Below are 26715 nucleotides of genomic sequence, written 5' to 3'. Positions count from 1 at the left end.
CTCCCCCTACATAAGCTGCAAATATTCATCAATATCTTTATTTATTTGTATAAAAGATTTATCCCAAAACTCATAATTTGTTAAATCAATTTCAAAATGTATCTGCATAAGTTCTTCAACTGGAGCTTTTCCCGTTTCTCGCAAAAATTCTTTATACCTCAAATGAAATTCACTTTTATTTTCTTTCGCTAATTCTAGTAAACTAAAACTTACTAAATAACCAAATGTGTATGGATAATTATAAAAAGGAACATCTGCTATATAAAACTGAACGTATTTCATCCAAACAAATGGCTGATATTCTGTTAGTGCATTCCCGTATGCCTTTTCTTGCGCGGCTATAGATAATTTCTCAATTTCATCAGCACTTATAGGACCTTCTTTACTTTTTTCATAAAAACTCTTTTCGAACTGAAACGATGCACGAATTGCCATAACATAATTAAAACTATTTCTTATTTTCCAGCTAAGCAATGACTTTTTCATCTCTACACAATCTGTTGTTTGAATTAAATAATTCATGATTACCGTTTCAAAGAAAATAGACGCTGATTCAGCTGTACTCATTGGCAGATAATCATCTAAAAATGTTGTAGATTGTTCAAGACTCATAACATAAAAATGCCAAGCGTGTCCCAGTTCATGAGCAAGTACTCTTACACTATCAATTGTTCCATCATAACGAAGTGAAATGCGAGATTCTTTTTCACTGAAAAAAGGAGCACAAAATCCACCCGGCGGTTTATTATCTCTCGGTTCAGCATCGATCCAGCCATTCGCTATTGCATTCTGTGCGAACTGTGCCAATTCTTCATCTATATTTTTTAGTGCATCATATATGTTTTTTACTGCTACTGAAAAAGGAATAACAGTCTCATTACTTTCTTTCCATGTCATTAGCTCGTACCATGTAATTGAATTCTTTCCTTTTTTATAACCGTTTAACGCAATTACTAGCTTCGTAAGATTTTGTTCCGTTGCATTCCACATCTGGGATAATGCAGTTTCAGAGATGCCATTTGCTTGTAGTGATTGTTTTAAAATCTCTGTCCCTTCCATTTCATCACTTTTAGCATGACGTAATCTTCCTATTTGATTCAATACAGTAGCAAAGATATCTTTTTCCTTATTCAAAGCATTTGTAAGAGAATCAAATACTATTAATCTTTCATTATGATCATCACTATTCATCGCAACGTAATTTGCTTGTCCAAATGATAAAGTCTCTTTATCGTGTATTACTTCTATTTTATTTCTTAATTGTGTATACATATCTTCCCAAGCTTTTAATTCATTTTCTATTAGTTTAATACTTGAATGATTTGTATTAACACTTTGTCCCTTACTAGATTCTATTAATAGTTGAACTTCTTTCTTTAATTGATTTACTTTTACACTTAGTAAAGTATTTTCAGGATGCTTCTCATCTTCAGCAGCACGGCAATATAAGTAATACTCTGCTTTTTCGATAGCCTGTATAAGTTGTGAAAGGATTACTGAGTCTTTTGTTGCTTTATATTCAATTTTTAATCTTTCTATCGTTTCTATAGACAACGTGAAGTTTTGTTCTTGAGGATATAGCCTGTCCAAATCCCATTGAGATTGGGCTTGTATTATTTTATTCATTTTGCACCCTCCTTTTTTTTACAAATAGTTACAAAAATCTACTCTTTTCACTATTATATATGAACTATCAAAATTTTAATATCTCGAAATATTCAAACTTATATGAATGTAATTTGATATTTCATTTTCTATTTCTTCCTATTTATATAAGTTGTACGTATTACTACTTCTGCTAGGGAATTTCTAGGTTCGTATAGACTACACTGTTTATTTACTCTTTCTTTTGTTTGAAGTTTATAACTTTCACTCCACTTGGATTAATGTTATAAGTAATTGTTACAACATGGCGAGTCAATATTTTTAATAATATTTATGCTAGCTCGGATGACTGGAACTGATTTTTAAATATATTTCGAACAAATTGAAAAAAATACCACCCTAACGATATCTAAAGATGCTGGCTTTTACTGAGTATATATAGAATTTAAACATAGTAGAAAGTGAGAGAATAACTTATGACAACTCATATTGTACAATCAACCGACTATAATCAAGCATCTGATGCATTACGACGCGAAATTGCTGTAATGCTACAGCAGGTTTGGCCAGATTTCGATTCCACGCCTAAAGAAACAATTTCAGAAACTCACCTTAAAGAATTTAATGTACGCTCATTTTATTCCTACATAGATGGAAAGTTAATCAGCTATGCAGGTGTAGTGCGCAAAACTATCCATCATAATGGGCAAATATTTAATATAGCCGGACTTAGTTGTGTAGCGACTGATCCGGATTATCATGGGCAAGGTTTAGGTTTACAAACAGTTGCTGCAGCTACTGAATGGATTGAAAAACAAAGCAATATAGATTTCGGTATATTCACATGTAAACCATCTTTAGCTCACTTTTATAATCGCGCTGGTTCCTGGCCTGTTTTACCGGATATAGTGCTTATTGGTAGAGAAGATGAAGATGCTTTATCTAGTGAATCCTTAGAAGTTGTTGTTTTAATGCGTTTGTTTTCAAAGAAAGCGAACTTCCATAAATCAATGTTGTGCCATACCACTATCAATCTTGATTTTCCTGTTGGCCAGTTTCTATAATACAGATAAACAAAAGCGAATTTCCATACGTTAAGGACATTGGCTTTTTCTTTTTTATTTTGCTTCATATACGAAATTCGTATTTTGTGATTCCTTCCCATACAGAACCATTAATGCGTGGGAACCTCTTTTAATTAATAATCTGAGAAAACATATTACTGAAACCCTGTTTTAATCCATTTTATTTTCAGCTGAAATTTTAAAGTACTTCGCAGATAATTTATAAGAGCGATTCTCATTATAAAAGTTACCTAATTCATAGGATAATTCAGCAACTAAGCGATGTTGCTTTTTTTCTACTCCCACGTCAATTGCTTTTTGTATATTTTTCTCATATTCATAATAATCTCCACGTATTTTGAATATTTTAGCTTTCAAACCATATAGTTGGACATGTGCAATTGGTACATCATAAACCGATAAAAAATGAAATGCTTCATTCATAACTTTATTAACATTTTTCCAATCTTTAAGTTCTATGTACACCTCTATCATGTTTCGTAATGCATATACCTTTTGATGTTTCTCCGATAAAAATTCACTCAATTTCAAAGTTTCTTCATAGTATTTAATGGCATTCGTATAGTCTTTCAAGCCTTGATAAATTTTCCCGTAATCATAAGAAATTATAGGTAAATACATTGAATCACCATTGGTATCCACACTATTTTCTACTTGCTGTAAGATTTCAAGCGCTTTTTCATATAACTCATCCAAAATATACAGTACTGCTAGCATTACAAGTGTATTTATTACATTCTTCTCCATACCATTTTTGCTGTATATGTTGTAAGCTTTTAGGGCATACAAACGACTAATACTTTTATCTTTATAAAGCTCCTTATATACAAGACATAAATTATAGTATATATGAGCATGTTGTTCAGTTTCTTCTACACCAAGTAAACTCTCAGCCTGTACATAAATATCATGCGCAGCAATGTAGTCTTGTTTATTATAAAAATAATAAACTCGAGATTTTAAATAATAAATATAATCTTCAGGATCTTGCATTTCGACCTGACTTGGTATCATTTGCGAAGCTTGATCTACAAGCGACTTCACATATAACAAGTTTTTTTGTCGGGCATGATAGTATATAAGTACACCATATCCCTTTAATAATAAAGGGATTGAATCCACTTCACGAACGTATAATTCTAACAAAGATAAATCAGCTTCAGTTATACTTTTATCTTTTTTATATTTATTACATATTTCAAAAATAGTAAGCTTTATCTCCTCGTAATTGCCATCTATAAGATAATCGCTATTAACATCTAACTTCTTAGAAACTTTTTTTATAAAAGAAGATGACGGTTTTATTTTTCCGCTTTCTATTCTACTTAAATATGTTATTGAACATATTCCTGATACGAGCTCTCCCTGTGTTAATCCTTTATGCATTCGAACTTGACGAATACATTCCCCTATTTCCATCTTTCTACTCTCCTTGTTTAACCATTTCATACTTTTTACTAAATAAGTCATTATGTATTTCTTAATCTTTCATACTAAATAAAATGTATAATTTCACAAATGTAAAAAAATGTATCAACCTTTTTAATTTTACACCATATTATGATTATTTCTAGATAGCTTGTTAAATTTAATGGTTAAAATTTGATTTTTTCGACAATTTTTTTCATACAATTTTACTACTTGTTATTAACAAAGACGGCGCCATATACTTGAATTACGATAAACTTAATGAAAAGGATTTAACTACATGTAAACTATCATTCTTAAAATAGATCGAATGGTTAATTACATTTACCTAGTACATGGAAGACATCTATTGTAAATGAAAATAAATTAAATGAGCTCAATAGATGAATTATCAATATCACATCCTAGAAATTAGTTTGTCGAATTATTTAGTAAATATGAAAGGATGACAAATATGATTGTAAAAACAAAAAAAGATTCAACACGAAAAATAGCAAGATATGTTGGAGGCGCTGCTACTCTTTTATTGCTAGCATCCTTCCTTTATCAGTGGAACAATGGTTTAGTAGTTGATGATACTGAAATATTTAGTTTCATACTAGCCTTCACTTGTTTCCTTTATACCTTCTTACCTATAAAACAAAGCACTAATAAATAGTAAATTCTATATTTTATTTAAAGAAAAAAGGATTGATCAAAAGATCAATCCTTTACTCTACTTCATTTAAGAAAAATAATGTTAACGCACCTGGTCCTGTATGCGCTCCGATTGCAGCTCCAATTGTATTTACGATAAATACTTCACAACCGAATCTTTCAGTAATTAATGCTTTTAATGCTTCGGCAGTTTCTAAATCATCACCGTGAGTCATACCGATTGTTTGACCTTTAAGGTCTTTCCCACGCTCTTCCATAATATCAACAATTCGGCTTAATACTTTCTTTTTCCCTCGTACCTTTTCAAGTGGTACAAGTTTTCCTTCATCCACATTTAAGATTGGCTTAATGTTTAGCAAACCACCGATGAAACCGGCTACTTTACTTAAACGTCCACCTCTAACAAGGTACTGTAAGTCAGCTACAGTGAAGATATGCTCCATATGCTCCATTAGAAAAGCGACACGGTTTAATATTTCTTCTTTTGATGCGCCCTCTTTTGCCATTTTTGCAGCCTCTAATACGACAATACCCTGACCGAGTGAGGCACATTTTGTATCGATAATTTCTAAATCTAAATCAGTGTATGTTTCTTTCACTTCTTTTTTAATGAGAACTGACGATTGATATGTACCAGACAATTCAGATGAAAAAGCTAAATATATACAAGGGTTACCTTCTTTTGCATAGGAAACAAATTTTTCTTGGAATGTTTCAAGTGAAGGCAATGACGTTTTATAAACTGCGCCTTCTCTCATTTTTTGCAATAAAGTAACTGATTTTAATGTAACCCCATCTAAATACTCTGTTTCTGCTTCATCATATACACGGAGTGGAATTAAATCAATATCATATGCTTGCAGCAATTCTACCGGTAAATCCGCCGCACTATCCGTAATGATTTTAACACTCATTTTTAAACCTCTATTCTGTTATAAATATATAAGAAAATAAAATAAAAATATTACTTTTAAATTATATACGTAAAACAAGAATGAAGAAAGGGAAAGTACTTTATATTGTATGCACTCTTCCTCAAAACTTGAACTGTTAAGAAAAATGATTTTGATTTATCCTCTTTTCACTAGTTATTGAGCTATATATAATGAGAATATCAATACTTTTCCAAAGGGGGTTACTTATGAGTATACAACTAGCTACTTCTAAAGATTTAGAATGGATTAATAATCAATACGAATCCATAGGATTTGTACCAAGTGATTTAAAGCGGGATAAAGTTGCGATTATTACATACAACGGCGAGTATGCAGGTGTATGTCGTTTAGTTCAAATTGATAAAGATACTATTGAAATGGGTGGTATTTTCATACTTCCTAAATTTAGAGGCTTACAATTAGCCGGAGAACTCGTTTTATTTTTAGTACAAACAGCGAAGGAATTACATATTCAAAATGTATTTTGTCTCCCTTTCGAGGAATTAAAAAACTTTTATAAAAAATACGTTTTACTGAAGTCGATACTACGCAAGAGGTTGTCCATCCAATTATTCTAAAAAAATATAATTGGTGTTTAAAAACTTATGATAAACATGTATTACTATTTAAGTTGTGAATCTTCTGAAATTAGAGGAGATACACATTGTATTACACCTCATGTTTTAACAAAGATTTATCCGTTTCATCAATCTTAATAACTAGTATTTTCAATCGATCCATCAGTTATATTTCACATCTTTTCCCAACTCTTATTTACTAGCTCGTTTGCAAACTTGCTAGCACTATTTTTAAGTTTCTCTATTACATACTCCTGAAGAAATTTTTAGCTAATCGATGGAGATATGATTATTTATGTAATCCGCACACGAACTTCCTGTTCTTGTAATAATTGAATAGTCAATTCCAATACAATATTTTGCACTAACTGATAGAGCTTATCATGAGATGTACTTTGTTCTGAAATAAATTCAATACATTGAAATATATAGCCCTCTACAAGTAAGCTCCCTTTTTCAATTATAGATGGATTATGTCCTTTCTTTATTATTTTTGGCAATAAGAATTCTTTTTTGGTCAAAATAATTTCCTGTGATACCTCTTTTATTCCTATAACTTTTTCTTTAAATACCACCTTTTCTTGTAAACTAATTTCACCTTTATATCTCCCTATTTCTATTGGTAGTTTCCCAGTTATATAATTATTTACGTCTGCTTCATCTTCCTTCTCTAATATTATACCGTGGATAGGAATCCATGAAGATGTGTCTACCCAATTCTCTTCCATATTCCCTTTTACTTTTTGATTAGAAAATTCTAAAAGCATTCTCTTTTCATGAAGGTTTGAAGAAACTAAATTACAATTAACTTCTCCATGATAGTGTTGCACTGTAGTTAATAACTTAGCATCCAGTTCACGACCCCTAGCATCTTTTTCATTACGAAATACAAATGCTTCTTGTTTTTTTACATTAATATTAGGAAATTTTATAAAACTAGTCACATCCGAAATAATAGAAAATGGAGTTTTCAGTACTATTGAACGTACTGAAGTCTCTACTTTTGATCCTGAATCTATACTTTCTTTCTTTGATTCATTTGCTATATCTTCTTTTTCTAATTCAGTTTCTACTTCTTCTTTCTCTGATTCAATTACTACATCTTCTTTCTCTAATTCAATTGCTACATCTTCTTTCTCTAATTCAATTGCTACATCTTCTTTCTCTAATTCAATTACTACATCTTCTTTCTCTAATTCAATTACTACTTCTTCTTTCTCTAATTCAATTGCTACTTCTTCTTTCTCTAATTCAATTACTACATCTTCTTTCTCTAATTCAATTACTACTTCTTCTTTCTCTAATTCAATTACTACTTCTTCTTTCTCTAATTCAATTGATACTTCTTCTTTCTCTAATTCAATTGATACTTCTTCTTTCTCTAATTCAATTGCTACATTTTCTTTCTCTGATTCAATTACTACATTTTCTTTCTCTAATTCAATTACTACATCTTCTTTCTCTAATTCAATTGCTACATTTTCTTTCTCTGATTCAATTGCTACATTTTCTTTCTCTAATTCAATTGCTACATTTTCTTTCTCTGATTCAATTGCTACATTTTCTTTCTCTGATTCAATTACTACATTTTCTTTCTCTAATTCAATTACTACTTCTTCTTTCTCTAATTCAATTACTACATCTTCTTTCTCTAATTCAATTGCTATACTTTCTTTCTCTGATTCAGTTTCTAGGCTTTCCTTTTTTTCTCTTATTTCGCGCGAATCATCTTGAACATTCAGCATTTTCCATTTGTAAACTTTGTTCCATATTTCCTTACCAACCCATGGCTTATTCATCACCATCCCCCCATCTGATGAAATTCATAAAAATATGCTTTTTGTACGCGACCATTCCATCATTATATATGTTTTATAATAATAAAAAAGACATTGTCTTTTTATTAAAGACAATGCTTTTTTAGTTTTATACTTGTACTTGTTGTACTTGTAAAACTTTTAAAGTAAGATCTAGTACAATTTTTTCACGAAGAGTATCAAATGGTTCGTTTAGGTCTGTTGGACAAGGTGAAAAGTCTAATTCGAAAAATTGAGCGCTTACTAATTCACAATATGGTTGTTCATTATAAAAAACTGTATTTTCGAAGAAGTATTTGTCTAAACGTGGTAAATCACCATTTTTAGGATTAATAAAGTGAGATGTAGTATCTGAGGAAGAAGCTACTATAGCTTGTGATAGAAAATCTGCTGCTGTTAAATCTGCAAAACCAGAAAATGGAACATTTGCAATACGATCATATAGCACTCCATTACACTCATCATTTGCATATTCAATATTTTTACGAATATATCCTTGTACAAATAATTTTGCTCTTGTAACTCGGCGGTAATTTGTACCTGGTACTGGAGTAAATGCTACAGGAACTAATTTACATTGTGTTAAAAATACATTTTTTAAGATACGTTTAATTTCAACTGCTGGAGGATCTAATGAAATATCAGATTCTACAACAATTTGAATTGTTCTTTCTGCTAATACAACTGGTATTTTTACAATCGGTGCTCCTGGAGTAAGAATTGGTGTTGCAGCTGCATCACTTAATGGTGTTTGAGTTTGTCCTTCTACCTGACATGGTACATTAATCGGGCATTGTTCACTCATATTTTATAATCTCCTTTATACAAGATTTTAGAGTTTTTTTAACTCTCTATACTGTATATGTATCTCTTCTATTAATGCGTGGGTTTGTATCATAGTCACTTTTATCATTTACAAAAAAATAAAAAATTTTTTTCTAGTTAAACAAATACAACTAAATATATTGAGCCTTTATGTTTATCTACCTATATAAAAAGAGAATTTCTGAACCCTCATCGTGGAAGTAGGAACTGATGTATTAATTGTATTCAATAGTAATAGAAGCAAAATCAAATTTATTGAGACAGATAAATTTGATTTTTTCATTTAATACTATCCATACAACAGCAAATCAATATTGATAGCACCCTATTGTTGAAAAAAATGAAAACCAATCTAAGCGTCACCCCTCCTAAATGTAATTAATTAACATGTTCAATACCTTTAGCCTCGGTAAAATTATCTTCGGATAGTTGATGTTTGTAATTATAGAAAATACAACTAATAAACGTTGATTTAATAGAGTTAGTTAGCCGTAAGACGTTGTATACTTTGTAAGCGTTCTCTTTCATTCATCTATTATTTATAAAATAAGTATCATACGCCTTATCAAAAACATATCCTAGCTTTTCTGCTAGTTTAGCAGAAGTACTATTCGCTGCGTCCCAGTTTGGATACTTCCCCTTTTCTAAACAATCCAATATTAAGCCCGCACAAACTACAGTTGCCAATCCCTTTCTTCTATGATCAAGATCAGTAGCAACTTCAATTTCAATACCATTATCATAAATACTATAGGATGATGCACCACATACGACTTTTCCATTATACAAAATACAATAACCTATACCTCGATTTACATAATCATCTATTGAACGGAATTGGCTTATAAAATCTTCAGAAACCTTGTGTAATGATGGGTTATTCGCGATATGCTCATCTATCTTTCTTAATTCATATCCTTTTGGAAGTGCCGATATAAAAGATTGTAATTTTGTATGATTAAACAATTCTGGATTCCGTTTGAATTTATACCGTAAAAACTTATCTATTTTTATTTCGTGGAATGTTTCTAAACGCTTTTTCCATTCATCACTATTTACGATTACTAAAATTCTTTCAGGGATGTTACGTAATAACGCTTCTGTCTCTTTCGCATTTGGATCCCCAGCGTAAAATGTAAAAATTCCTACCGTAATTTGTACTACTGTCGGATTTTCAAGATCGTTCACCCAAGCAGTTCCCATATGTCCTTGCAAATAAGAAAGAAGAACAACATTATTAAAATCCTCAAACATAGAAACTAGCTTTTTTCTTGTATGCATATTTGCCTCATATATCATTTACATTCCCGCTTTCTTTAAAATCAACTAGACTCAACATTTTCATGAGTTAACTTTTATTAGTATTCTTATACACACTTATTTATTATCTAAGTAAATGTCTATGAAACTCAACTCTCAAATATCAAATAATTATAAATTATACGTAAATTCAATTTTATTATAACATCTAATTTCATTGAAATGATTTACCAATCAAGAATTGCTATTTTCAGATTCATTTTAGTCCTCATATCTCATTTTCTATTTACAGGTAAAAACATTATTATTCACAAATAATAGATAGCATTAGGACCATACCACATAGCTATCCACTCAATTAATACATTGTTTCCCAAAACGAAAAATTTGTAATTCCTCAATATAAAAATACATACATCCCAATATTCTAATGAAAACTATTTGTTGATAAATTTTTGCATGTATACCAAATCAAGATAAATAACTGTAAGATTGATTTGTAAATAAGCTTATTAAGGGGGATTATAAAATGTCTGATTTGTATTCTCGTCTTTCAAAAAGTGATGCCGCGGTTCTTCTAGTGGATCATCAAACAGGTCTTATTTCCAGTCTAGTGCGTGACTATGGTGTTGATGAATTCAAGAATAATGTTTTAGCTCTTGCGAATACCGCTAAGTTTTTTGATTTACCTGTTATTTTAACAACTAGCTTCGAAGACGGTCCTAATGGTCCACTCATGCAGCAATTAATCGAACTATTTCCAAATGCGCCTAAAATAGCGCGTCCTGGACAAATTAACGCGTGGGACAATGATGAATTTGTAAAAGCTATTGAAGCAACGGGTAAAAAACAGTTAATTATCGCAGGTGTCGTTACTGATGTTTGTGTTGCGTTCCCAGCTCTATCAGCTATAAATGCAGGGTATGAGGTATTTGTTGTAACGGATGCATCTGGAACTTTTAGTAAACAAGTTGCTGATGCCGCTCTTATGCGTATGGCTCATGGAGGGGTGCAACTAATGAACTGGTTTAGCGTTGCAGCAGAATTACAGCGTGACTGGCGAAATGATGTTGAAGGTTTCGGAGCTTTACTTGCTAAGCATCTTCCAAGTTATCAAAATATCATTGGAAGCTATATGGGGGCTCAAAGAGAGCTTAGCAAGTAAAATCTTAATATAAAATCAGAATTGGTATTGTATTTTCGTTAACTTGATGGCGATATATGGTAACAATGATGACTAATTATTCCTAATAAAATTCACTCCCCAAAAAACTTACAGCAGGTATTTACATAATTAAAAAAAGGGCTGTCGTAGCAGCCCTTTTTTTAATTATTTTACTAATATTGTATAATCGCCTACTCCACCGCTATATTTATTTACACTTAAATAAATATCCCCTGCAATTGACTTCTTTCATATTTTGTTGCGTAAGCAGGGTACCTAATTTGCATGTTTATGGCAGTGACGCATTAAGGAATAACACGTATCAATTGATAGTACAAACCAGCCTATTTCCCGCTACTACGGCCTATACAGTATAGAAAACAATAAATACCTTTACTTTCATTAGTGTATCTAAAGAGAAGCTAAAAAATTTCCGATTCCACACAATAAATGGCTAAATTCAAATGTAACAATGTTTTATTTAATCATTTTTATGTAAAAACCCTCATTATAGTGTACGAGGGTTAATTACGATAAATACGTTATAACTCCTTCTTAGAAATGTAAGATTCCGTCTCACCATTTTTATATATTCTAGTTAACTTAATAATTGAATTGTACATCATACTATTGTCGTTAATAATCTCTTTTTTCATCTCTTCTATTTCGGCATTTCCAGTTCCACTCTCTATTTTTAAACAGTTTGAAATGTTGAGGTATCCATTTGATGCGAAAAGAATGATAAACGTAATATCAGGGAAGTTAATAAACAGTAATCCAAATTTCAATGGATTTCCAGTTATATCCGATAAGATTAATCGAAAATCTAACAGTTCAGGTACCGGAACGAAATCTTTAGAAACAATCGCTTCACCTACTATAGTAATTTGCTTTACTACATTCCCAAGCTCATCTACAAATTCAATACATCTAGGTGGATCAATCGTTGTTGCCTGTAAAGATAAACTTAATTCAGGATTATTAAAATCGAAGAATAGTGTACTTCCCTCAGTTAAACAATGTGGACAAACATTTCCAAGTAAACTGAATTCCTCTTCAATAAATTTAACTTTCGTTTTACAACTACAAACTTTCCCTATTCGAATCGCATCAATTCTTGAACAATCTACAAATATTACCTCACTGTCTTCTTGTGCAAACGACACTATACCTTTTATCTCATTAAATGAAATAAAATAGGATACAACTATTTCGTTTCCGTCTATTACGATACTCTCAACCCTAGAATAAGGATCTAAGCTTTTCAAAAATTCACATATACTATTTTGACAACATTGACAATCACGTTTCGGCTCACAATCCACTGATTCTCCATTCCTTTCCTATATGTTTTACCTAATAAATATAATATGAAAGGTATGTAAGAAAAGCTTGGACAATATAACTCTAATATTAGTCTAGATAAGTATACAGACATATGCCTGTCAAATTAAAAAACTAATCGTTCCTCAAATAAGTAATAAAATATATTTTTCACTATAAATGCATATAACAATTTCATCTTTCAACAAAAAAGCGTTATAATAAAGTGAAACTTCTATTAGGGGGGGAACTTTATCTCCTACTAATGGTTAGCCCTCACCAATCGGGCTCTTACGGGCAGTTATCTTCCGCCGTCCTCATCATTTGCTTCTTCACCTTGAGGCGGGAGTCTACTGCTCGTTATTGCGGGATGAATTGCAGCCTCTAAGATTACGTAATAAAGGAGATTAAAACAATGACTAAAATTAAAGTATATCAAGTAAAAGAAGAAAATATGGAAGCAGTAAAAACCATTATTGATGTTGAGGAACAAAACCCAACTGCTGAAAACTTACAAAATCTATATACATGTGTATTAGATACTGAAGATATGGCATTGCCTGAATCATACATTGAAGAAGATATCTTAATTGATTCGATGGAAGTTATGGTTAACGCTTCTCAAAGCAAGCTAAGAGACTTAGGTACATATGATGTAATCGAAGTTCAAAACAAAGGTAAGAAAACACAAGTTTTATTATTAGCAGACGAAGAATACGAAATTATTGAAGGCTAATCTAAATTTGCACATCAGAAAAAACTCCTTTCAAAATTGAAAGGAGTTTTTTCTTTACGTTTTTGATGTTTCACTTTTCACCTTGTTTTGTTCTTTCTTATATACCATGCGCTCATTTCCCATAAAGAAAATGAATATGAACGCTAAACTTGCTGGGACTAACGCCCACATAAATGTCTGAACGATTGAACTAGAGAGAGCTTCAATGATTTTATCTAATATTTGCGGCGGAATTTGAGATCTTGCCGATTCTGATAGAATAGCTCTTGAATCTCCTAAAGCGTTTGTATTCATTCCCCCGCTCATACCTTTAAACGCTTCTTCTAATTGATCCTGGAAACCAGTTCTTTGAATCATTCCGAAGATTGTAATACCAAGTGTCATACCTAATGAACGAATGAAGTTACTCGTTGAAGTCGCAGAACCGCGTTGCTCCATACCGAAGTTATGAATAGCAGCCATACTTAGTACAGAGAATGAGAAACCAACTCCAAAACCGATAATAGTCATATAAATTGTTAATAATATACGACTTGTTTCTGGCGTTAATGTACTTAATAAGAATAATCCGATTAGCATAATTACAGCAGAAATAATCATAATGTTTCGGTAGCTAAGTTTCGATGTTAAAAATCCACCTAATTGCGCTGTAACTACTGATCCTAACATCATTGGTAATAACAATAATCCTGAGTTTGTTGCCGTACCACCGTATACACCTTGAATAAATAACGGAATGTACACAGTTGCTGACATAAATGCCGCCCCGTAACATAAGGCAATAATTGTACTCATTCCGAATAGACGTTGTTTAAACATCTCAAATGAAATGATTGGTTCTTCTACTTTTCGTTCAATAACAATAAAAGCAATTACTAAAATAGCGAACCCAGCAAATAAACTTAAAATAAAGCTAGAATCCCAGTCATACTTTTGTCCACCTAATTCTAAGGCGAACATTAAACAAACTACTGCACCAACTAAAGTAATTGCGCCAAACCAATCAATCTTTTGTTCTCTATGAACTCGTGACTCTTTATAAAATAATGTAATAAAAATAAGTGCTAAAATGCCAAGTGGTAAGTTAATATAAAACACCCAGTGCCAGCTAATGTAATCCGTAATATATGCGCCAAGTAATGGCCCGAAAATACTTGATAAACCAAATACTGCTCCGAATAAACCACCCATTTTCCCGCGCTTTTCTGGAGGGAAAATATCAAAAACGATAGTAAATGCGATCGGCACTAGTGCCCCGCCGCCAATACCTTGAATGGCACGATAAATACCTAACTGTGTAATATTTTCAGCAGTCCCACAAAGTGCCGAACCAATCATAAAGACGATTAAACCGAAAATAAAAAATCTCTTTCTACCATACATATCTGATAGCTTACCGAAAATCGGCATACCTGCCATTTCTGCGACCATATAGGCAGAAACAACCCATACAAAGTTTTCAAGACCTCCTAAGTCACCAACAATCGTTCCCATTGCTGTAACGACAATGGTATTATCCATTGATGCCATTAAAATCCCTAGCAATAAACCGGCAACAACGAAGCCGAGTTTATTATTCTTCTCAACCATATTTCTTGCTCTCCCTCATACTACTTATATTTGTTTATGTTCTTTTACGACTGAATCACCTTTCTGATTAAAACTAGTATGATATTCTACAATATTAATTTCACAACCAGGGCCAATTATAACATGATTTCCTCTTACTACGTCTGCTATTGTATACTCTAAATAAATATCATCCCCCTCAATAATTGATGTTTGAAGGCTTCCTGCATGACTTGTAAAAGGAATAAATCTCGCTTTTTTACGTACTGTAATCTTTTTCCCACCGATTTCTCTCACTTTACTTCCTTCATAACGAAGTGAGATTTCAATATTTTCAGCATTAAGCAAACCATCACTTTCAAGACCACCAGTTAGTAATAATTCCTCTACTTCTATATCTCCCTTCACATTTAAAGCGCCTTTCACATCTACAAAATCACCGGATAGCTTCCCTTTAAATTCTATCATACCTCTAACTTTTGTTTTATGAATGTGTCCATCGCCTTGTACTTGGGCATTACCGTATATTTTTACATATTCCGCCTCCATATTCCCTTGTACTTCACTATCTCCATACACGACATAATTTTTCGCTTTCATATTGCCACGTACTTCACTCGTACCATACGTTTTAAAATCATTACAACTCATATGATTAGAGATTGTTCCTTCGCCGCGAATCTTCACTTTATTATAATCTCCACCTGCCGAGCTACCTGATCCATTTACAGTAAGACTATGTTGATTTTCCATATCGATTGCTCCCTTCCTTTAAACCTGCTTAATTTCTTTCACACTTGCGTTTTTATCAACATTAAGTACACCTGTATATTCAATAAGATCAATCTCACAGTTCGGTCCTACTGTAACATTGTTTCCTCTTACCGTTTTAATGTGAGCATAATCAATATCAACATTGTCACCTTCTAACAATTCAGCCTCTAACTGCAGGCCAAATACTGTTTTAAAAAGTTTACTAAAAGTACTCAATCTATGTCTTACTTTAATCGTTTGTCCACCAATTTCTTTCGCTCTACATGTACCGTGAATATTAATATTAATTTCATCTGCGCTTAATAACCCACCAACTGTAAATTGTCCTTCAGAAGAAAAAACATCAACCTCACAATTACCATCAATCGTCGCTTGACCATTGATTTTAAATTCTTCACCGGTGACATTTCCACCTATCGTACCTTTTCCTGCAATTTTTAAACTGTTCGCCTTTACATCTTGTGTAATTGTCGCTTTCCCATCGATTCGCATCATTTCTGTGATAACTGTACCATCAACTTTACCCGATCCGCTAATTCTTGCATTACTACTTTTCAAATCCCCAGTAACTGCACCGTAACCATTACATTCAAATTGCTCACATTCAACGTTTCCATTAACCGTGCCTTTTCCGTTTAGCTGCACTTTATGAAACTCACCACCATTCGATGAACCGTAACCGTTTATAATTAAATTTTCTGTACGCATGACTTCTCCTCCACTACAACAGTTTAGTCTTTAATGCTTCGGTATATTTCGTAATTGCTTCACGTAACACAATTTTTGTTCCCTTTTCAAAAATTAAATCGTCCACATTTGATACTAAGAAACATGTAGAAATCCCTAACTTCCGAACGATAACTAAGTCACAATTTTTATGCTTAATCGCTTCGTAATTTTCACTTAATACTTGTAAGACCATTTTCCCCTCTTCTAAACTAACGTCTCCTGATTGAAGAAGTTCTTCTAACATATACACGTAAAGAATATCTGCAAATTGAAACTCTGCCGTTTTATTCGTTTGTTCTATAAAAAATTGTAAGACTGGTTCTGATGCAATACCCTTACGTAACAAATCATCCTTTGTTAAAAGAATTTCTGTCACGCTCGGTGAAAACATATTTGCTAATTCATCAAGTGATAAATCCTCTTTCATCGTTTGGATTTTATCAATACGTTCTAATATCTTTTCTTTCGGAAAAAATGTTTCCTGGCCTGTGAACGTTGACTTCCGTACAAACCAATCTTCCGGTATTAAATTTTTTCTCTTCCACCTATATAACTGTCCGTATGAAATACCAGTTAGTTCTAATAAATCTTTTTTTGAAATTAAATCTGTACTCAACTGTATAACACTCCTTCCTGATAACAATGTAACATAACACTGTTACGCTGTAAATGGACTTTTATAATAAGTAGCGTAACAACGCGTAAAACAAACCTCCCTTTTATACAAAAAAAGGTTCTTACACATTTCATTAAAATGCATAAGAACCTTTATATATCAAGCTTTAAACCATATATCATAATAATCAATCCAGCCTTGTGAATTAATCATTATATTTTGTATTTTTTCGTGTGAACTTACTCGCTGTTTATTACGATATAAAGGAATGATATGTATTTCACGTAACAGTGTGTCCTCAATATCGCGTAACAGTGTCACCCGTTTCTCTAATTGATTTTCTGTAAAATAAAGCTGTAATACTTCGTTAAAGTTTATATTGCTATGCTGATGAATAAAGCTGTTTTTTGTAAGAAACATATATAGTAAACTATCTTCTATCCGTTCGCTAATTGTCGCACTATCGTGCATTATATCAGCCTTTTGTATCGTACTAATTTGCAATAACTCTTCTTGTTCAAGAAACTCAATATCAATTTTAATTCCGTATTTTGCACATTCTTTTTGTATCCAATTCGCATCTTCAACGTGATCTTGCCCTGTAAATGTATATAGTCGCAGTGTTTCATTACGGTAAGAGCTGCATTTAATAAGTGTATGTATATCCCTGTTAATTTGAATTGTACCGTTCTTTGTGAGTACTAATTCAGCCGCTACTTCTCCGCGCTCTCCCTGTAATTCTTCAACAATTTTATTACCATAAATAATTTTATATAAAGCTCTCCGAAACATCACATTTTGCATAGGTCCTTCTTTTGCAGCATTTAACGTAATGTAAGTTACATTCGACTCAAGTCTAGATACTTCTTTATGTTGCTTTTCTATATTTTTATAACGTGCTTTCGCTAATATATCGCACGTTTGAACTCTGTGCTCTACATTCCATAATTCAATTCGGTCGAGAAAAGGTCGTTCGCGAAAATATAAATCATTTGCTTCTAATACGAATACATCCTCATTCTTTTCACATAAACGAAACGGTCCAGTACCGATTAACTTCCCGTCTTCATCTTCATTTACAATAGAACACTGTTCTGTACTTAAAGCATGCAAAAACAGCTTATTATCTGTAGATAAGCGAATCTGCACAATGTAGTCATCAAGAATATGTAAACTTTCAACGTGCTGTAACATCCAAGCATGCGGATTATTTTTCGCTTTCAAGAATCGTTTAAATGTCTGTTCAACATCATAAGCGGTTAGTTCTTTTCTATTATGGAATTGAACACCTTTTCGTAAGTAGAAGGTCCACATATATTTCTGGTCATCATATTCCCAATAAAACGCAAGTCTTGGCTCTACACTGTTTGTATTTCCGTCTACATACACTAATGTGTCGTATATATGTTTTACCATATGACATTCTGAACGCATCGTAGCGTAAACAGGATCTAATGCAATATCTAGATTCATTTGTACTTGCAAACGAAGCACATCTTTTCTTCCTTGAGACGTCCTTTCGACTTGATAACCGAATATCGAATCTATCCAAGTTTGAAATTGAGTTTGAAGCGATGGGAAATATGAGCTATACCTTTCAATAAATGCACTCCCGCTTTTTACGTCCCCTTGTTTCGTTATTTCTTTTCCTCTTTCTAAAATTAAAGAAAGTGGATGTTTTTGAAATAACAACTTTGAACGATTCCCTCTCCCTCGGCCTGGAAACCACATAATCCAATTTAATTCTTCTAATTTTTTTATGATTAATTTACTATTTCGCTCTGTACAAAATAAAGTTTCAGATATATTTTGTATTGTTATTTCTAATCTTTCGCCCTCTGCTCTCCCTTTTCCATACTGGAGCCATAGGTGCATATATTGCTCCAAAATAGTCATAAAACGCCCCCTAAAAGATGAAAAATCTTCCTCTTTCATTCTACCCTTTTTCATTTCTAGCTTCCATCTTATCATTTCAATATAGAGAGGAGGAGTTAGAAATGAATCACCTTTTAAAACGTTATAATAAGCCCATCCTCATTCGGTTGTTCGGTGAATTGTTAGTCCGAACGACTGAAGCGATGTTAGCTATCATTTTTATTGTTCATGTTAATAAAGCTTTAAATGGGAATGTCATAGTTACAATGCTTCTTTTCGGATTACAGCCGCTCGCTGATATTGTATTTACATTAATCGCTGGAGGTGTAACAGATAAATACGGCCGAAAGAAAATCATGTTAATCGGATTACTTTTACAAGCTTTTGCCGTAAGCGGATTCGTTTTTGCTGAAACGGTCGCCTTTTTCGCCTTATTGTATGTGGTTAATGGTATTGGCCGCTCTTTATATATTCCGGCACAGCGCGCTCAAATCGCTGACTTAACAAGGGCAGAACAACAGGCAGAAATATTTGCTGTTCTGCATACTACGGGAGCGATTGGCTCTGTAATCGGACCATTAATTGGTGCTTTTTTCTATACTAGTCACCCTGAATATTTATTTATTTTGCAAGGTGTAGCCCTTACGCTATATGCTGTTCTCGTTTGGACACAGCTTCCTGAAACAGCTCCACTCATGAAAAACGTTAATAAAACTAAAGAAGTATATTCGCCAAAACAATTTATTTCGAAACATTACGCTGTGTTTGGACTTATGGTTTCTACACTACCTATTAGTTTTTTCTACGCTCAAACCGAATCGAATTATCGTATATTCGCCGAAAGTGTATTTCCAAATTTTTTATTCATACTCGTATTTATCTCAACTTGCAAAGCAATCATGGAAGTTATTCTCCAAATTTTCCTTGTGAAATGGTCTGAACGATTTTCTATGCCTAAAATCATTGTTATTTCCTATACTTGCTATACGTTAGCTGCGATTGGCTACGGCTATTCCACAACAATATGGTCATTATTCTTCACATTGCTCTTTTTAGTAATTGGGCAAAGTATAGCTTTGAATCACTTACTACGATTCGTTTCACAAATCGCTCCAAGTCATAGACGCGGATTATATTTTTCTATTTACGGTATACATTGGGATATTTCAAGAACTTGCGGGCCTTTTGTAGGTGCATTGCTATTAAGTAAATTAAACGGTAGTACGCTATTTTATATTTGTGCCTTCTTATTAATAATTGGTGGTATCATTCAAGCAGTTTTTGTTCAGTCGTTAGAAAGAACAAAAGCAAAAGAGCTGTCCCTATAGGAACAGCTCTTCATTTAACCCGCCATTTTATTAATACTATCCTCCGGTGAAAACACAGAAATATGATGTACTTTACCAGTTGATTTTGGAATTACGAATTTTAATTCAAACTGGTCATTTACTTTATAAACATAAATTTTATCATTACCATTTAATTTAACAGACGCTGGTTTTCCTAAAGCCTTTTCGATTTCTTGCAACGTAATTGATTTGAGTTCTGAATGATATGAGCGAACGTCAAAGACTTGAGATCCTTTGTTAAAGCCAAATGCCACATTTTTACTTGTAAAAGTCGCATACGTCCCGTTCCCCGCTTGATCAGTTTTATCTGCTTTTCCCCACGCTTTTTCTATTTCCTCGATGTCACCTGTATGTGCTGCATATGGTACGTTAGGTACTTTACCTTCTTTCGCTTGCTCAAATAAATCTTTTACATGGTTAATTGATTTTTGATTAAGCACTGTATTTTTCGTATTAGACTCCGTTGAAGGTTTTACCGAATCTTGACCTTTTGGTTTTTCCACAGACTCTTTCTCTTTTTTCGAAGCGGTGTCCTCATTCTTTTTACCCGTTTCTGACGTATCGCTCTTTTTTTCCGTACTATTTTCTGATGTTGAATTAGTTTGTTTCTTTTCCTCAGCGTCATTACACGCGGTTAAAGCCGCTACACACGTTAAAGTTAGGAATGCTATAAGCACTTTCATGTATACTTTCATCATTTTCAGCCTCCCTCTTCAACATATTCACTTTTGCAACCATTCCATAACACTACTCTTCAAATTATTTTTGCTCCAAAAAGTAAGTGCTTCGGTTTCTCCGAAAGTATGGACTATATAATCTATATATGATGTTCCTAAAAAAATAACCAAGTCGGTTGTATCCGAAATAGGTCCCTCCTGATAAACGGAACCATTCTTTCTCTTTTTCATCTGTCCACCCTTTAACATAATCTTGTGAAAAATGTTTCTTAATTTGATCTTTATGTTCTTCATAGCAATACAACCAATCGTCACCATCATTATCATATGAATAATAGACTGATTTACTTAATCCTTTAGCTATTATTTGCGATAAATATGTCGCGACTCCCTCACGATATAAACTAACCGCTGCATCAGTCCATTGTGCTTTAGTCCAATCCATTCCACTCTCTTGCAATACGAAATTATGATATATATGACCGATTTCATGGGCAACGATAACACGAAGATGCTCCCTTTCAGGAGATAATTTTTCTGCCGCAAGAAATATATCCCCCATAATATCTCTTTCTACAAATGCATTGGAACCAAATCCACCTACAAATAGATGAAAAGTCAAATCTATATTAAAACCAAATTGAATGCGATACTCCTCACTAATTTCTTGAATAATAGATGGTAAAATTCCCGAAATAATACGAATGTCTTCTAGTTTTTCAGGATACTTTTTAATTGCACTAGAAAGACGTTCTTCCTTCTTAGGACAATGATAATTAAAATACTCTTCGAAGGCTTCTGGGTACATATCATAATATTTGTTCAAGTCATGTAATCCTATATCATCGCTTTCCAAAAGCTTCAAAAAGCTTGGAATTGTATTGTTAATCATCTCATTCATCTCCTTGTATACACCTTCTCTCATTACTTATTACAATCCTTCTACTGTAACTTAAAAGTAGTTGTTTAAAAATTCAATTTAAATAAAAAAACAGAAAAATTGTCGTTACATAAAAAAGTTCTTTATTAAAAAGTAGTATACATACCACATTTTAATAAAGAACTTTTTCATATCCCATTATTATATACAGTTATTAATAATCTCATTTGCACGGTATGAAGTAGAAAATACATTGAGGTTTTCTTGAGTTCAAAATCATATTTCGCTTTATTCCTGTACTATCAATGATTTAAGTAAGCGTATATCCACATTGGAATTTTTTAAGTTCATGTATATTAAGAAATTTCACACCATTTCAATTCATGTTTGTTCTATTTTTTTCATGTATAAAATTAAGAAGTTGAATATAATCATTTTCTTGTCCAATATCGAATCTTTTTCCATCAATAATTTTGCCATACACGTTCTTAGTCATAAGCAAAGACTCTATTGCATCAGTTAGTTGATACTCACCTCCATGTCCAGGCTCAACCTTTTTTAGCAACTGGAATATATTTGGCGTAAAAATATAGCGTCCAATCACCGCAAGATTAGATGGAGGATTTACTTTTGGTTTTTCAACAATATTTGTAATCTGAATATAATCTGCTTTAACACTATTCCCATTTACAATTCCATATCTCCCTAAATCTTCATCTGGTACTGTATGGATACCTAATACACTACTTTTTGTCTCTTCGTATATCTTAATTAATTGATTTAAGGCAGTTTCTTTATCAGAAATTATGATATCATCCGGCAAAAGCACAGCAAAAGGATGATTACCAATAAATGTTTCTCCTAATTTTATTGCCTCACCAAGCCCTCTCGCATACGGCTGTCTTACATAATGGATTTGAATGTTAGGAATATTATATTTTTTTAACAATTCGACTTTTTGTTCCCTTTCTAAAAATGCCTCTAGTTCTAATGAATAATCAAAGTAATCAACTATTAAGTTCTTTCTACTTGAAAGAACAATTAATATTTGTTCAATACCTGACTTCATAGCTTCTTCTACAATATAATGAATTGCAGGTTTATTACCTATTGGAAACATTTCTTTCGGAACTACCTTTGTAATAGGAAGACTCCTTGTACCATAACCAGCAGCTGGAATGATCGCTTTTTTTATCATTCCTCTCTCCCCCCTTCTTCAACATATTTTCAATATTATATTCAATAGAACCCTTAACCGCGCATCACAAATTTAAAAAAGGCTCCTATCTCACATCGCTTGTATGAATAGGCCTTTTCATATGTCACCATTCTAACTTGTCCACTAATATACTGTAAAAACTAGTACTAACTTCAGAAAGGTGATTTGCCGTATGAATATATGTATTATAGGATCTGGCTATGTTGGACTCACATCGGCGGCGGTTTTAGCCGATTTAGGTCATTCTATTATTTGTGTAGACAAAAATTATAATAAAATCCAAGCTCTCCAAGGGGGAGAATGCCCAATTTACGAACCAGGTTTAAAAGAGCTTATTTACAAAAATCGAAAACAATTGAAATTCCAGCATGATATTAGTCTAGCTATACAACAATCATCAGTTATTTTTATCGCTGTAGGAACACCTTCTACCCCCAGTGGAAAGACAGATTTAAAATATTTATACTCTGTTATTGACCTACTAGTTCCTGAAATAAAAGAGTATAAAACAATTATTACTAAAAGTACAGTTCCACCTGGAACGAATCAACATCTATATGAAATGCTCATAAAAAATGGTGTACCGTCATCCCTATTTAATATTGTTTCTAACCCTGAATTTCTCCGTGAAGGATCTGCTGTTCAAGATATGCTTATTCCGGATAGAACTATTATTGGTATCCAAAAAAATGACACAAAGTCATTAGAAATTATGCAGAATATATATAAAAAGATTAATGCTCCATTCCTTTGTACGGGTTTAAACGAAGCTGAACTGATTAAATATACAGCCAATGCATTTTTGGCTACAAAAATATCTTTTATAAATGAAATCGCCCGGATTTGTGACGCTTATCACATTAATATTAATGAAGTGGCAAAAGGAATCGGCTACGACTTTCGAATTAATCCCCATTTTCTCCAAGCAGGAATGGGATATGGAGGATCGTGCTTCCCAAAAGATTTACATTCACTCATATATACAGCAAATGATAGACAGATAACAGTTCCTATTTTGCAAGCTGTACAATCCATTAATTCTACACAGATTGACCTCTATGTTGAAAAAATTAAAAATACTATAAAAGTACCATCTTCAAAAAAAATAACTATTTTAGGAATTTCCTTCAAACCAAACACTGATGATATTCGTAATTCACTTGCTGTAGAACTTCTTGAAAAATTACTTCCTCTTGGTTACAACCTTCATGCGTATGATCCAAAAGCTGCTCTTCCTCCGCATTTGAATAAACAAGTTACACAACATAAAAAACTACAATCCTCAATCACAAATTCTGATTGTATTATTCTTGCCACAGAATGGGACGAATTTAAAAAACTTAATTGGCAAGAAGTCAAACAATTAATGAAAGGATGCACAATTGTGGATGGACGAAATTGTATTGATAAAGATGAAATAGAGCAGTACGGTTTACGCTATATAGGAGTTGGTCGTTCATGAAAATACTTGTAACAGGCGCCGCCGGTTTTATTGGTTCTCATTTATGTCAAGCATTACTTAAAAACAAGTCATATCATGTAGTTGGAATTGATCACTTTATTGGTCCTACCCCAATACCCTTAAAAATAGATAATATTCAGACCCTTCAAACGAATCCACGATTTCAATTTATAAAAGAAAATATATTAACTACAGATTTACCCAAGCTTTTAAAAGATGTAAAAGTCGTTTATCATCTAGCTGCTATCCCTGGCGTAAGAACAAGCTGGGGAAAGGATTTCGATCCTTATGTAACCAATAATATACTTGCTACACAATATTTACTTGAAGCATGTAAAAAGGTAAAGTTAGAGAAATTCATTCAGATATCAACATCTTCTGTTTATGGAGAAAAATCCGGGAGGGTTTCTGAAAACTTATTACCGAATCCCCTTTCTCCATATGGTGTCACAAAATTAAGTAGTGAACACCTATGTCATATTTACCACAAAAATTTTCAAATACCAATTGTGATTTTAAGATATTTTACAGTTTATGGACCCAGACAACGACCTGACATGGCATTCCACAGATTAATTAAACAAATACTAGAAAATAAACCTCTCACAATATTTGGTGATGGAACACAAACACGTGATTTTACTTATATCGATGACTGTATACAAGGAACCATAGCTGCTTTAGAGACAAGCGAACATATAGTAGGAGAAGTTATAAATATCGGTGGAACAGAACGATCTTCCATTTTAAATATCATTTCTACACTAGAAAAAATATCAGGTAAATCAGCACATAAAATTTTTCTAAAATCAATTCCTGGCGAACCAAAACAAACATGGGCAGATATATCTAAGGCTAATAAATTATTACAATATCATCCAGTTATTTCTTTAGCTAATGGATTGGAAGCAGAATATAAGTATATAAAACAACTTTATAAAGGAGACTAGTTCATGAAAATCGCATATATATGTACTGAAAAATTACCCTCTCCAGCAATTAGAGGTGGTGCAATTCAAATGATGATTGATGGAGTATCCCCCTATATATGTCAAGAATTCGACCTCACTATTTTTTCCATTTCAGACCCAAGTCTTCCAAAACAATCAACACAAAATAATATTCATTACATGTATTTCCCTCAAATAGAATATGAGCAGAATGTTATAAAAGCACTTCAATCCAATGCTTTTGATATTATACACGTTTTTAATCGTCCAAAAAATATCCTCCTATATAAACAAGCCTCTCCAGGCAGTAAATTTGTATTAGGTCTTCATAATGATATGTTTGCTGAACACAAAATATCTTTCCTTGAAGGCAACCTAATTATTGAAATGGTTACAGCTATCGTTACGGTTAGTAACTATATTAGAGAAACAGTAATTGAAAGATTCCCACAAGCTGAACATAAAATTTCGATCGTCTACTCTGGTGTAAATATAAAAACATCTCCTCCAATTTGGACTCCCAACGGACAAAAAATTAGAAACGAATTTCGGAAAAAATACGCTATCCAAGATAAAAAGGTAATTCTATTTGTCGGTAGATTGACAAAAAATAAAGGACCAGATATACTCATCCATTCTATGAAAGAGGTTATTAAAGCCCATAAAGATGCGGTACTCGTTATAGTTGGAGGTAAATGGTTTAGTGATAACGGAGTAAATAAATATATTAAAAAATTGCATAGTCTCGCTAAACCTATTAAAGAACACGTGCTTTTCACTAAATTTATTCCAGCAGATCAAATTCATAATATATTTTTAATGGGAGATATATTTGTTTGCAGTTCGCAATGGCATGAGCCATTAGCACGTGTTCATTATGAAGCAATGGCTGCTGGAACCCCTATCATTACAACAAACCGTGGTGGAAATGCAGAAGTTATAACAGATGAACATAACGGCTGTTTAATTGAACAATATAATAACCCGAAAGAGTTTTCTAGGCTTATCCAAGGTTTGCTATCTCAACCAGAATTCGCAAAACTGATGGCTCAAAATGGCAGACAGATTGTTGAAAAAAACTTTACATTTATGCATACAGCTAATAAGTTAAAACAAGTATATAAACAAGTTACAATACCAACACACCAACCTGTAAAAAATCTAATGCGACCACTTAAAATTCAAATTATATAAAGAAAAA

At 32.6% G+C, this 26715-nt stretch carries 22 protein-coding genes and 3 pseudogenes; 9 read left to right on the top strand and 16 right to left on the bottom strand.

All coding sequences use genetic code 11. The features are described from left to right. Positions 1–6: 6 nt before the first annotated feature. The gene (locus tag MKX77_RS10250) at positions 7–1626 is read right to left on the bottom strand and encodes a M3 family metallopeptidase (RefSeq protein ID WP_341306531.1); all 1620 of its coding nucleotides are present in this window, start codon (positions 1624–1626) and stop codon (positions 7–9) included. 211 nt (positions 1627–1837) lie between these two features. Further along, a pseudogene (locus tag MKX77_RS30655) lies at positions 1838–1912 on the bottom strand (DUF3888 domain-containing protein); the annotation flags it as partial. A gap of 169 nt (positions 1913–2081) precedes the next feature. On the opposite strand from MKX77_RS30655, the gene MKX77_RS10245 reads away from it, so the two are divergent. Beyond that, complete coding sequence (locus tag MKX77_RS10245) at positions 2082–2669, top strand: GNAT family N-acetyltransferase (RefSeq protein WP_341306530.1); 588 nt, start codon at positions 2082–2084, stop codon at positions 2667–2669. Between the two features lie 171 nt (positions 2670–2840). Here MKX77_RS10245 and MKX77_RS10240 read toward each other — a convergent pair whose 3' ends face one another. Further along, complete coding sequence (locus tag MKX77_RS10240; protein WP_341306529.1) at positions 2841–4109, bottom strand: helix-turn-helix domain-containing protein; 1269 nt, start codon at positions 4107–4109, stop codon at positions 2841–2843. A gap of 463 nt (positions 4110–4572) precedes the next feature. Between MKX77_RS10240 and MKX77_RS10235 the strand changes: the two genes are divergently transcribed. After that, the gene (locus tag MKX77_RS10235) at positions 4573–4776 is read left to right on the top strand and encodes a hypothetical protein (RefSeq protein WP_002110388.1); all 204 of its coding nucleotides are present in this window, start codon (positions 4573–4575) and stop codon (positions 4774–4776) included. Positions 4777–4828: 52 nt separating this feature from the next. Here MKX77_RS10235 and MKX77_RS10230 read toward each other — a convergent pair whose 3' ends face one another. Beyond that, positions 4829–5689, bottom strand: a complete 861-nt coding sequence (locus MKX77_RS10230; protein WP_070146613.1) for a DegV family protein — start codon at positions 5687–5689, stop codon at positions 4829–4831. Positions 5690–5916: 227 nt separating this feature from the next. On the opposite strand from MKX77_RS10230, the pseudogene MKX77_RS10225 reads away from it, so the two are divergent. Next, positions 5917–6347 (top strand): annotated as a pseudogene (locus tag MKX77_RS10225) (GNAT family N-acetyltransferase). A 234-nt stretch (positions 6348–6581) separates the two neighbouring features. Here MKX77_RS10225 and MKX77_RS10220 read toward each other — a convergent pair. From MKX77_RS10220 to MKX77_RS10210, 3 genes are all read right to left on the bottom strand, one after another. Beyond that, a complete protein-coding gene (locus tag MKX77_RS10220) occupies positions 6582–7787 on the bottom strand; it encodes a BC_2427 family protein (protein ID WP_445819111.1) in 1206 nt (401 codons plus the stop codon). Positions 7788–8214: 427 nt separating this feature from the next. Next, positions 8215–8910: a CsxC family protein gene (locus tag MKX77_RS10215; protein WP_341306528.1), complete on the bottom strand. Its 696-nt coding sequence runs from the start codon at positions 8908–8910 to the stop codon at positions 8215–8217. Between the two features lie 548 nt (positions 8911–9458). Continuing rightward, positions 9459–10229, bottom strand: a complete 771-nt coding sequence (locus tag MKX77_RS10210; RefSeq protein WP_341306527.1) for a GNAT family N-acetyltransferase — start codon at positions 10227–10229, stop codon at positions 9459–9461. A gap of 490 nt (positions 10230–10719) precedes the next feature. On the opposite strand from MKX77_RS10210, the gene ycaC reads away from it, so the two are divergent. Next, positions 10720–11355: an isochorismate family cysteine hydrolase YcaC gene (gene ycaC, locus MKX77_RS10205; RefSeq protein WP_002192841.1), complete on the top strand. Its 636-nt coding sequence runs from the start codon at positions 10720–10722 to the stop codon at positions 11353–11355. A 542-nt stretch (positions 11356–11897) separates the two neighbouring features. Here ycaC and MKX77_RS10200 read toward each other — a convergent pair. Then, the gene (locus tag MKX77_RS10200; RefSeq protein WP_341306526.1) at positions 11898–12680 is read right to left on the bottom strand and encodes a BC_2878 family exosporium-associated protein; all 783 of its coding nucleotides are present in this window, start codon (positions 12678–12680) and stop codon (positions 11898–11900) included. A 413-nt stretch (positions 12681–13093) separates the two neighbouring features. Here MKX77_RS10200 and MKX77_RS10195 point away from each other — a divergent pair, with 413 nt between their 5' ends. Beyond that, positions 13094–13414 (top strand): hypothetical protein, encoded by a 321-nt coding sequence (locus MKX77_RS10195; RefSeq protein ID WP_341306525.1) that lies wholly within the window; start codon positions 13094–13096, stop codon positions 13412–13414. Positions 13415–13468: 54 nt separating this feature from the next. Here the strand turns inward: MKX77_RS10195 and MKX77_RS10190 are convergent, their stop codons facing one another. The 5 genes from MKX77_RS10190 to MKX77_RS10170 all read right to left on the bottom strand — a co-directional run bounded on the left by MKX77_RS10190 (position 13469) and on the right by MKX77_RS10170 (position 19037). After that, complete coding sequence (locus MKX77_RS10190; RefSeq protein ID WP_341306524.1) at positions 13469–15004, bottom strand: MDR family MFS transporter; 1536 nt, start codon at positions 15002–15004, stop codon at positions 13469–13471. A 24-nt stretch (positions 15005–15028) separates the two neighbouring features. Further along, positions 15029–15736 carry a polymer-forming cytoskeletal protein gene (locus tag MKX77_RS10185; protein ID WP_341306523.1) on the bottom strand — a complete coding sequence of 236 codons (708 nt, stop codon included), beginning with the start codon at positions 15734–15736 and terminating at the stop codon, positions 15029–15031. Positions 15737–15754: 18 nt separating this feature from the next. After that, entirely contained in the window at positions 15755–16465 is a 711-nt protein-coding gene (locus MKX77_RS10180) for a polymer-forming cytoskeletal protein (RefSeq protein ID WP_341306522.1), read from the bottom strand. Positions 16466–16478: 13 nt separating this feature from the next. Beyond that, on the bottom strand, positions 16479–17102 hold the full coding sequence (locus tag MKX77_RS10175) for a YhbD family protein (protein ID WP_215553375.1): 624 nt from the start codon (positions 17100–17102) through the stop codon (positions 16479–16481). A gap of 159 nt (positions 17103–17261) precedes the next feature. After that, entirely contained in the window at positions 17262–19037 is a 1776-nt protein-coding gene (locus MKX77_RS10170) for an SgrR family transcriptional regulator (RefSeq protein ID WP_341307948.1), read from the bottom strand. A 62-nt stretch (positions 19038–19099) separates the two neighbouring features. Between MKX77_RS10170 and MKX77_RS10165 the strand changes: the two genes are divergently transcribed. Beyond that, complete coding sequence (locus MKX77_RS10165; protein ID WP_341306521.1) at positions 19100–20305, top strand: MDR family MFS transporter; 1206 nt, start codon at positions 19100–19102, stop codon at positions 20303–20305. A gap of 14 nt (positions 20306–20319) precedes the next feature. Here the strand turns inward: MKX77_RS10165 and MKX77_RS10160 are convergent, their stop codons facing one another. The 3 genes and pseudogenes from MKX77_RS10160 to MKX77_RS10150 form a co-directional block, all read right to left on the bottom strand. Continuing rightward, a complete protein-coding gene (locus MKX77_RS10160; protein ID WP_341306520.1) occupies positions 20320–21024 on the bottom strand; it encodes a YjgB family protein in 705 nt (234 codons plus the stop codon). Between the two features lie 24 nt (positions 21025–21048). Beyond that, positions 21049–21895: pseudogene (locus tag MKX77_RS10155) on the bottom strand (DUF5700 domain-containing putative Zn-dependent protease). A gap of 364 nt (positions 21896–22259) precedes the next feature. After that, a complete protein-coding gene (locus tag MKX77_RS10150) occupies positions 22260–23081 on the bottom strand; it encodes a UTP--glucose-1-phosphate uridylyltransferase (protein ID WP_063219704.1) in 822 nt (273 codons plus the stop codon). Between the two features lie 193 nt (positions 23082–23274). Here MKX77_RS10150 and MKX77_RS10145 point away from each other — a divergent pair, with 193 nt between their 5' ends. From MKX77_RS10145 to MKX77_RS10135, 3 genes are read left to right on the top strand one after another with little or no spacing between them, the layout of a single operon-like run. After that, entirely contained in the window at positions 23275–24564 is a 1290-nt protein-coding gene (locus MKX77_RS10145; protein ID WP_341306519.1) for a UDP-glucose dehydrogenase family protein, read from the top strand. Beyond that, entirely contained in the window at positions 24561–25514 is a 954-nt protein-coding gene (locus tag MKX77_RS10140) for an NAD-dependent epimerase/dehydratase family protein (protein WP_341306518.1), read from the top strand. The genes MKX77_RS10145 and MKX77_RS10140 overlap by 4 nt, the downstream gene beginning before the upstream one ends. Positions 25515–25517: 3 nt before the next feature. Further along, the gene (locus MKX77_RS10135) at positions 25518–26708 is read left to right on the top strand and encodes a glycosyltransferase family 4 protein (RefSeq protein WP_341306517.1); all 1191 of its coding nucleotides are present in this window, start codon (positions 25518–25520) and stop codon (positions 26706–26708) included. Positions 26709–26715 lie beyond the last annotated feature (7 nt).

Source organism: Bacillus sp. FSL R9-9410 (genome assembly GCF_038050385.1).
Taxonomy (GTDB): Bacteria; Bacillota; Bacilli; order Bacillales; family Bacillaceae_G; genus Bacillus_A; species Bacillus_A cereus_U.
Note: the sequence above shows the minus strand (reverse complement) of the source record. Positions and strands in the feature narration are given on the sequence as shown.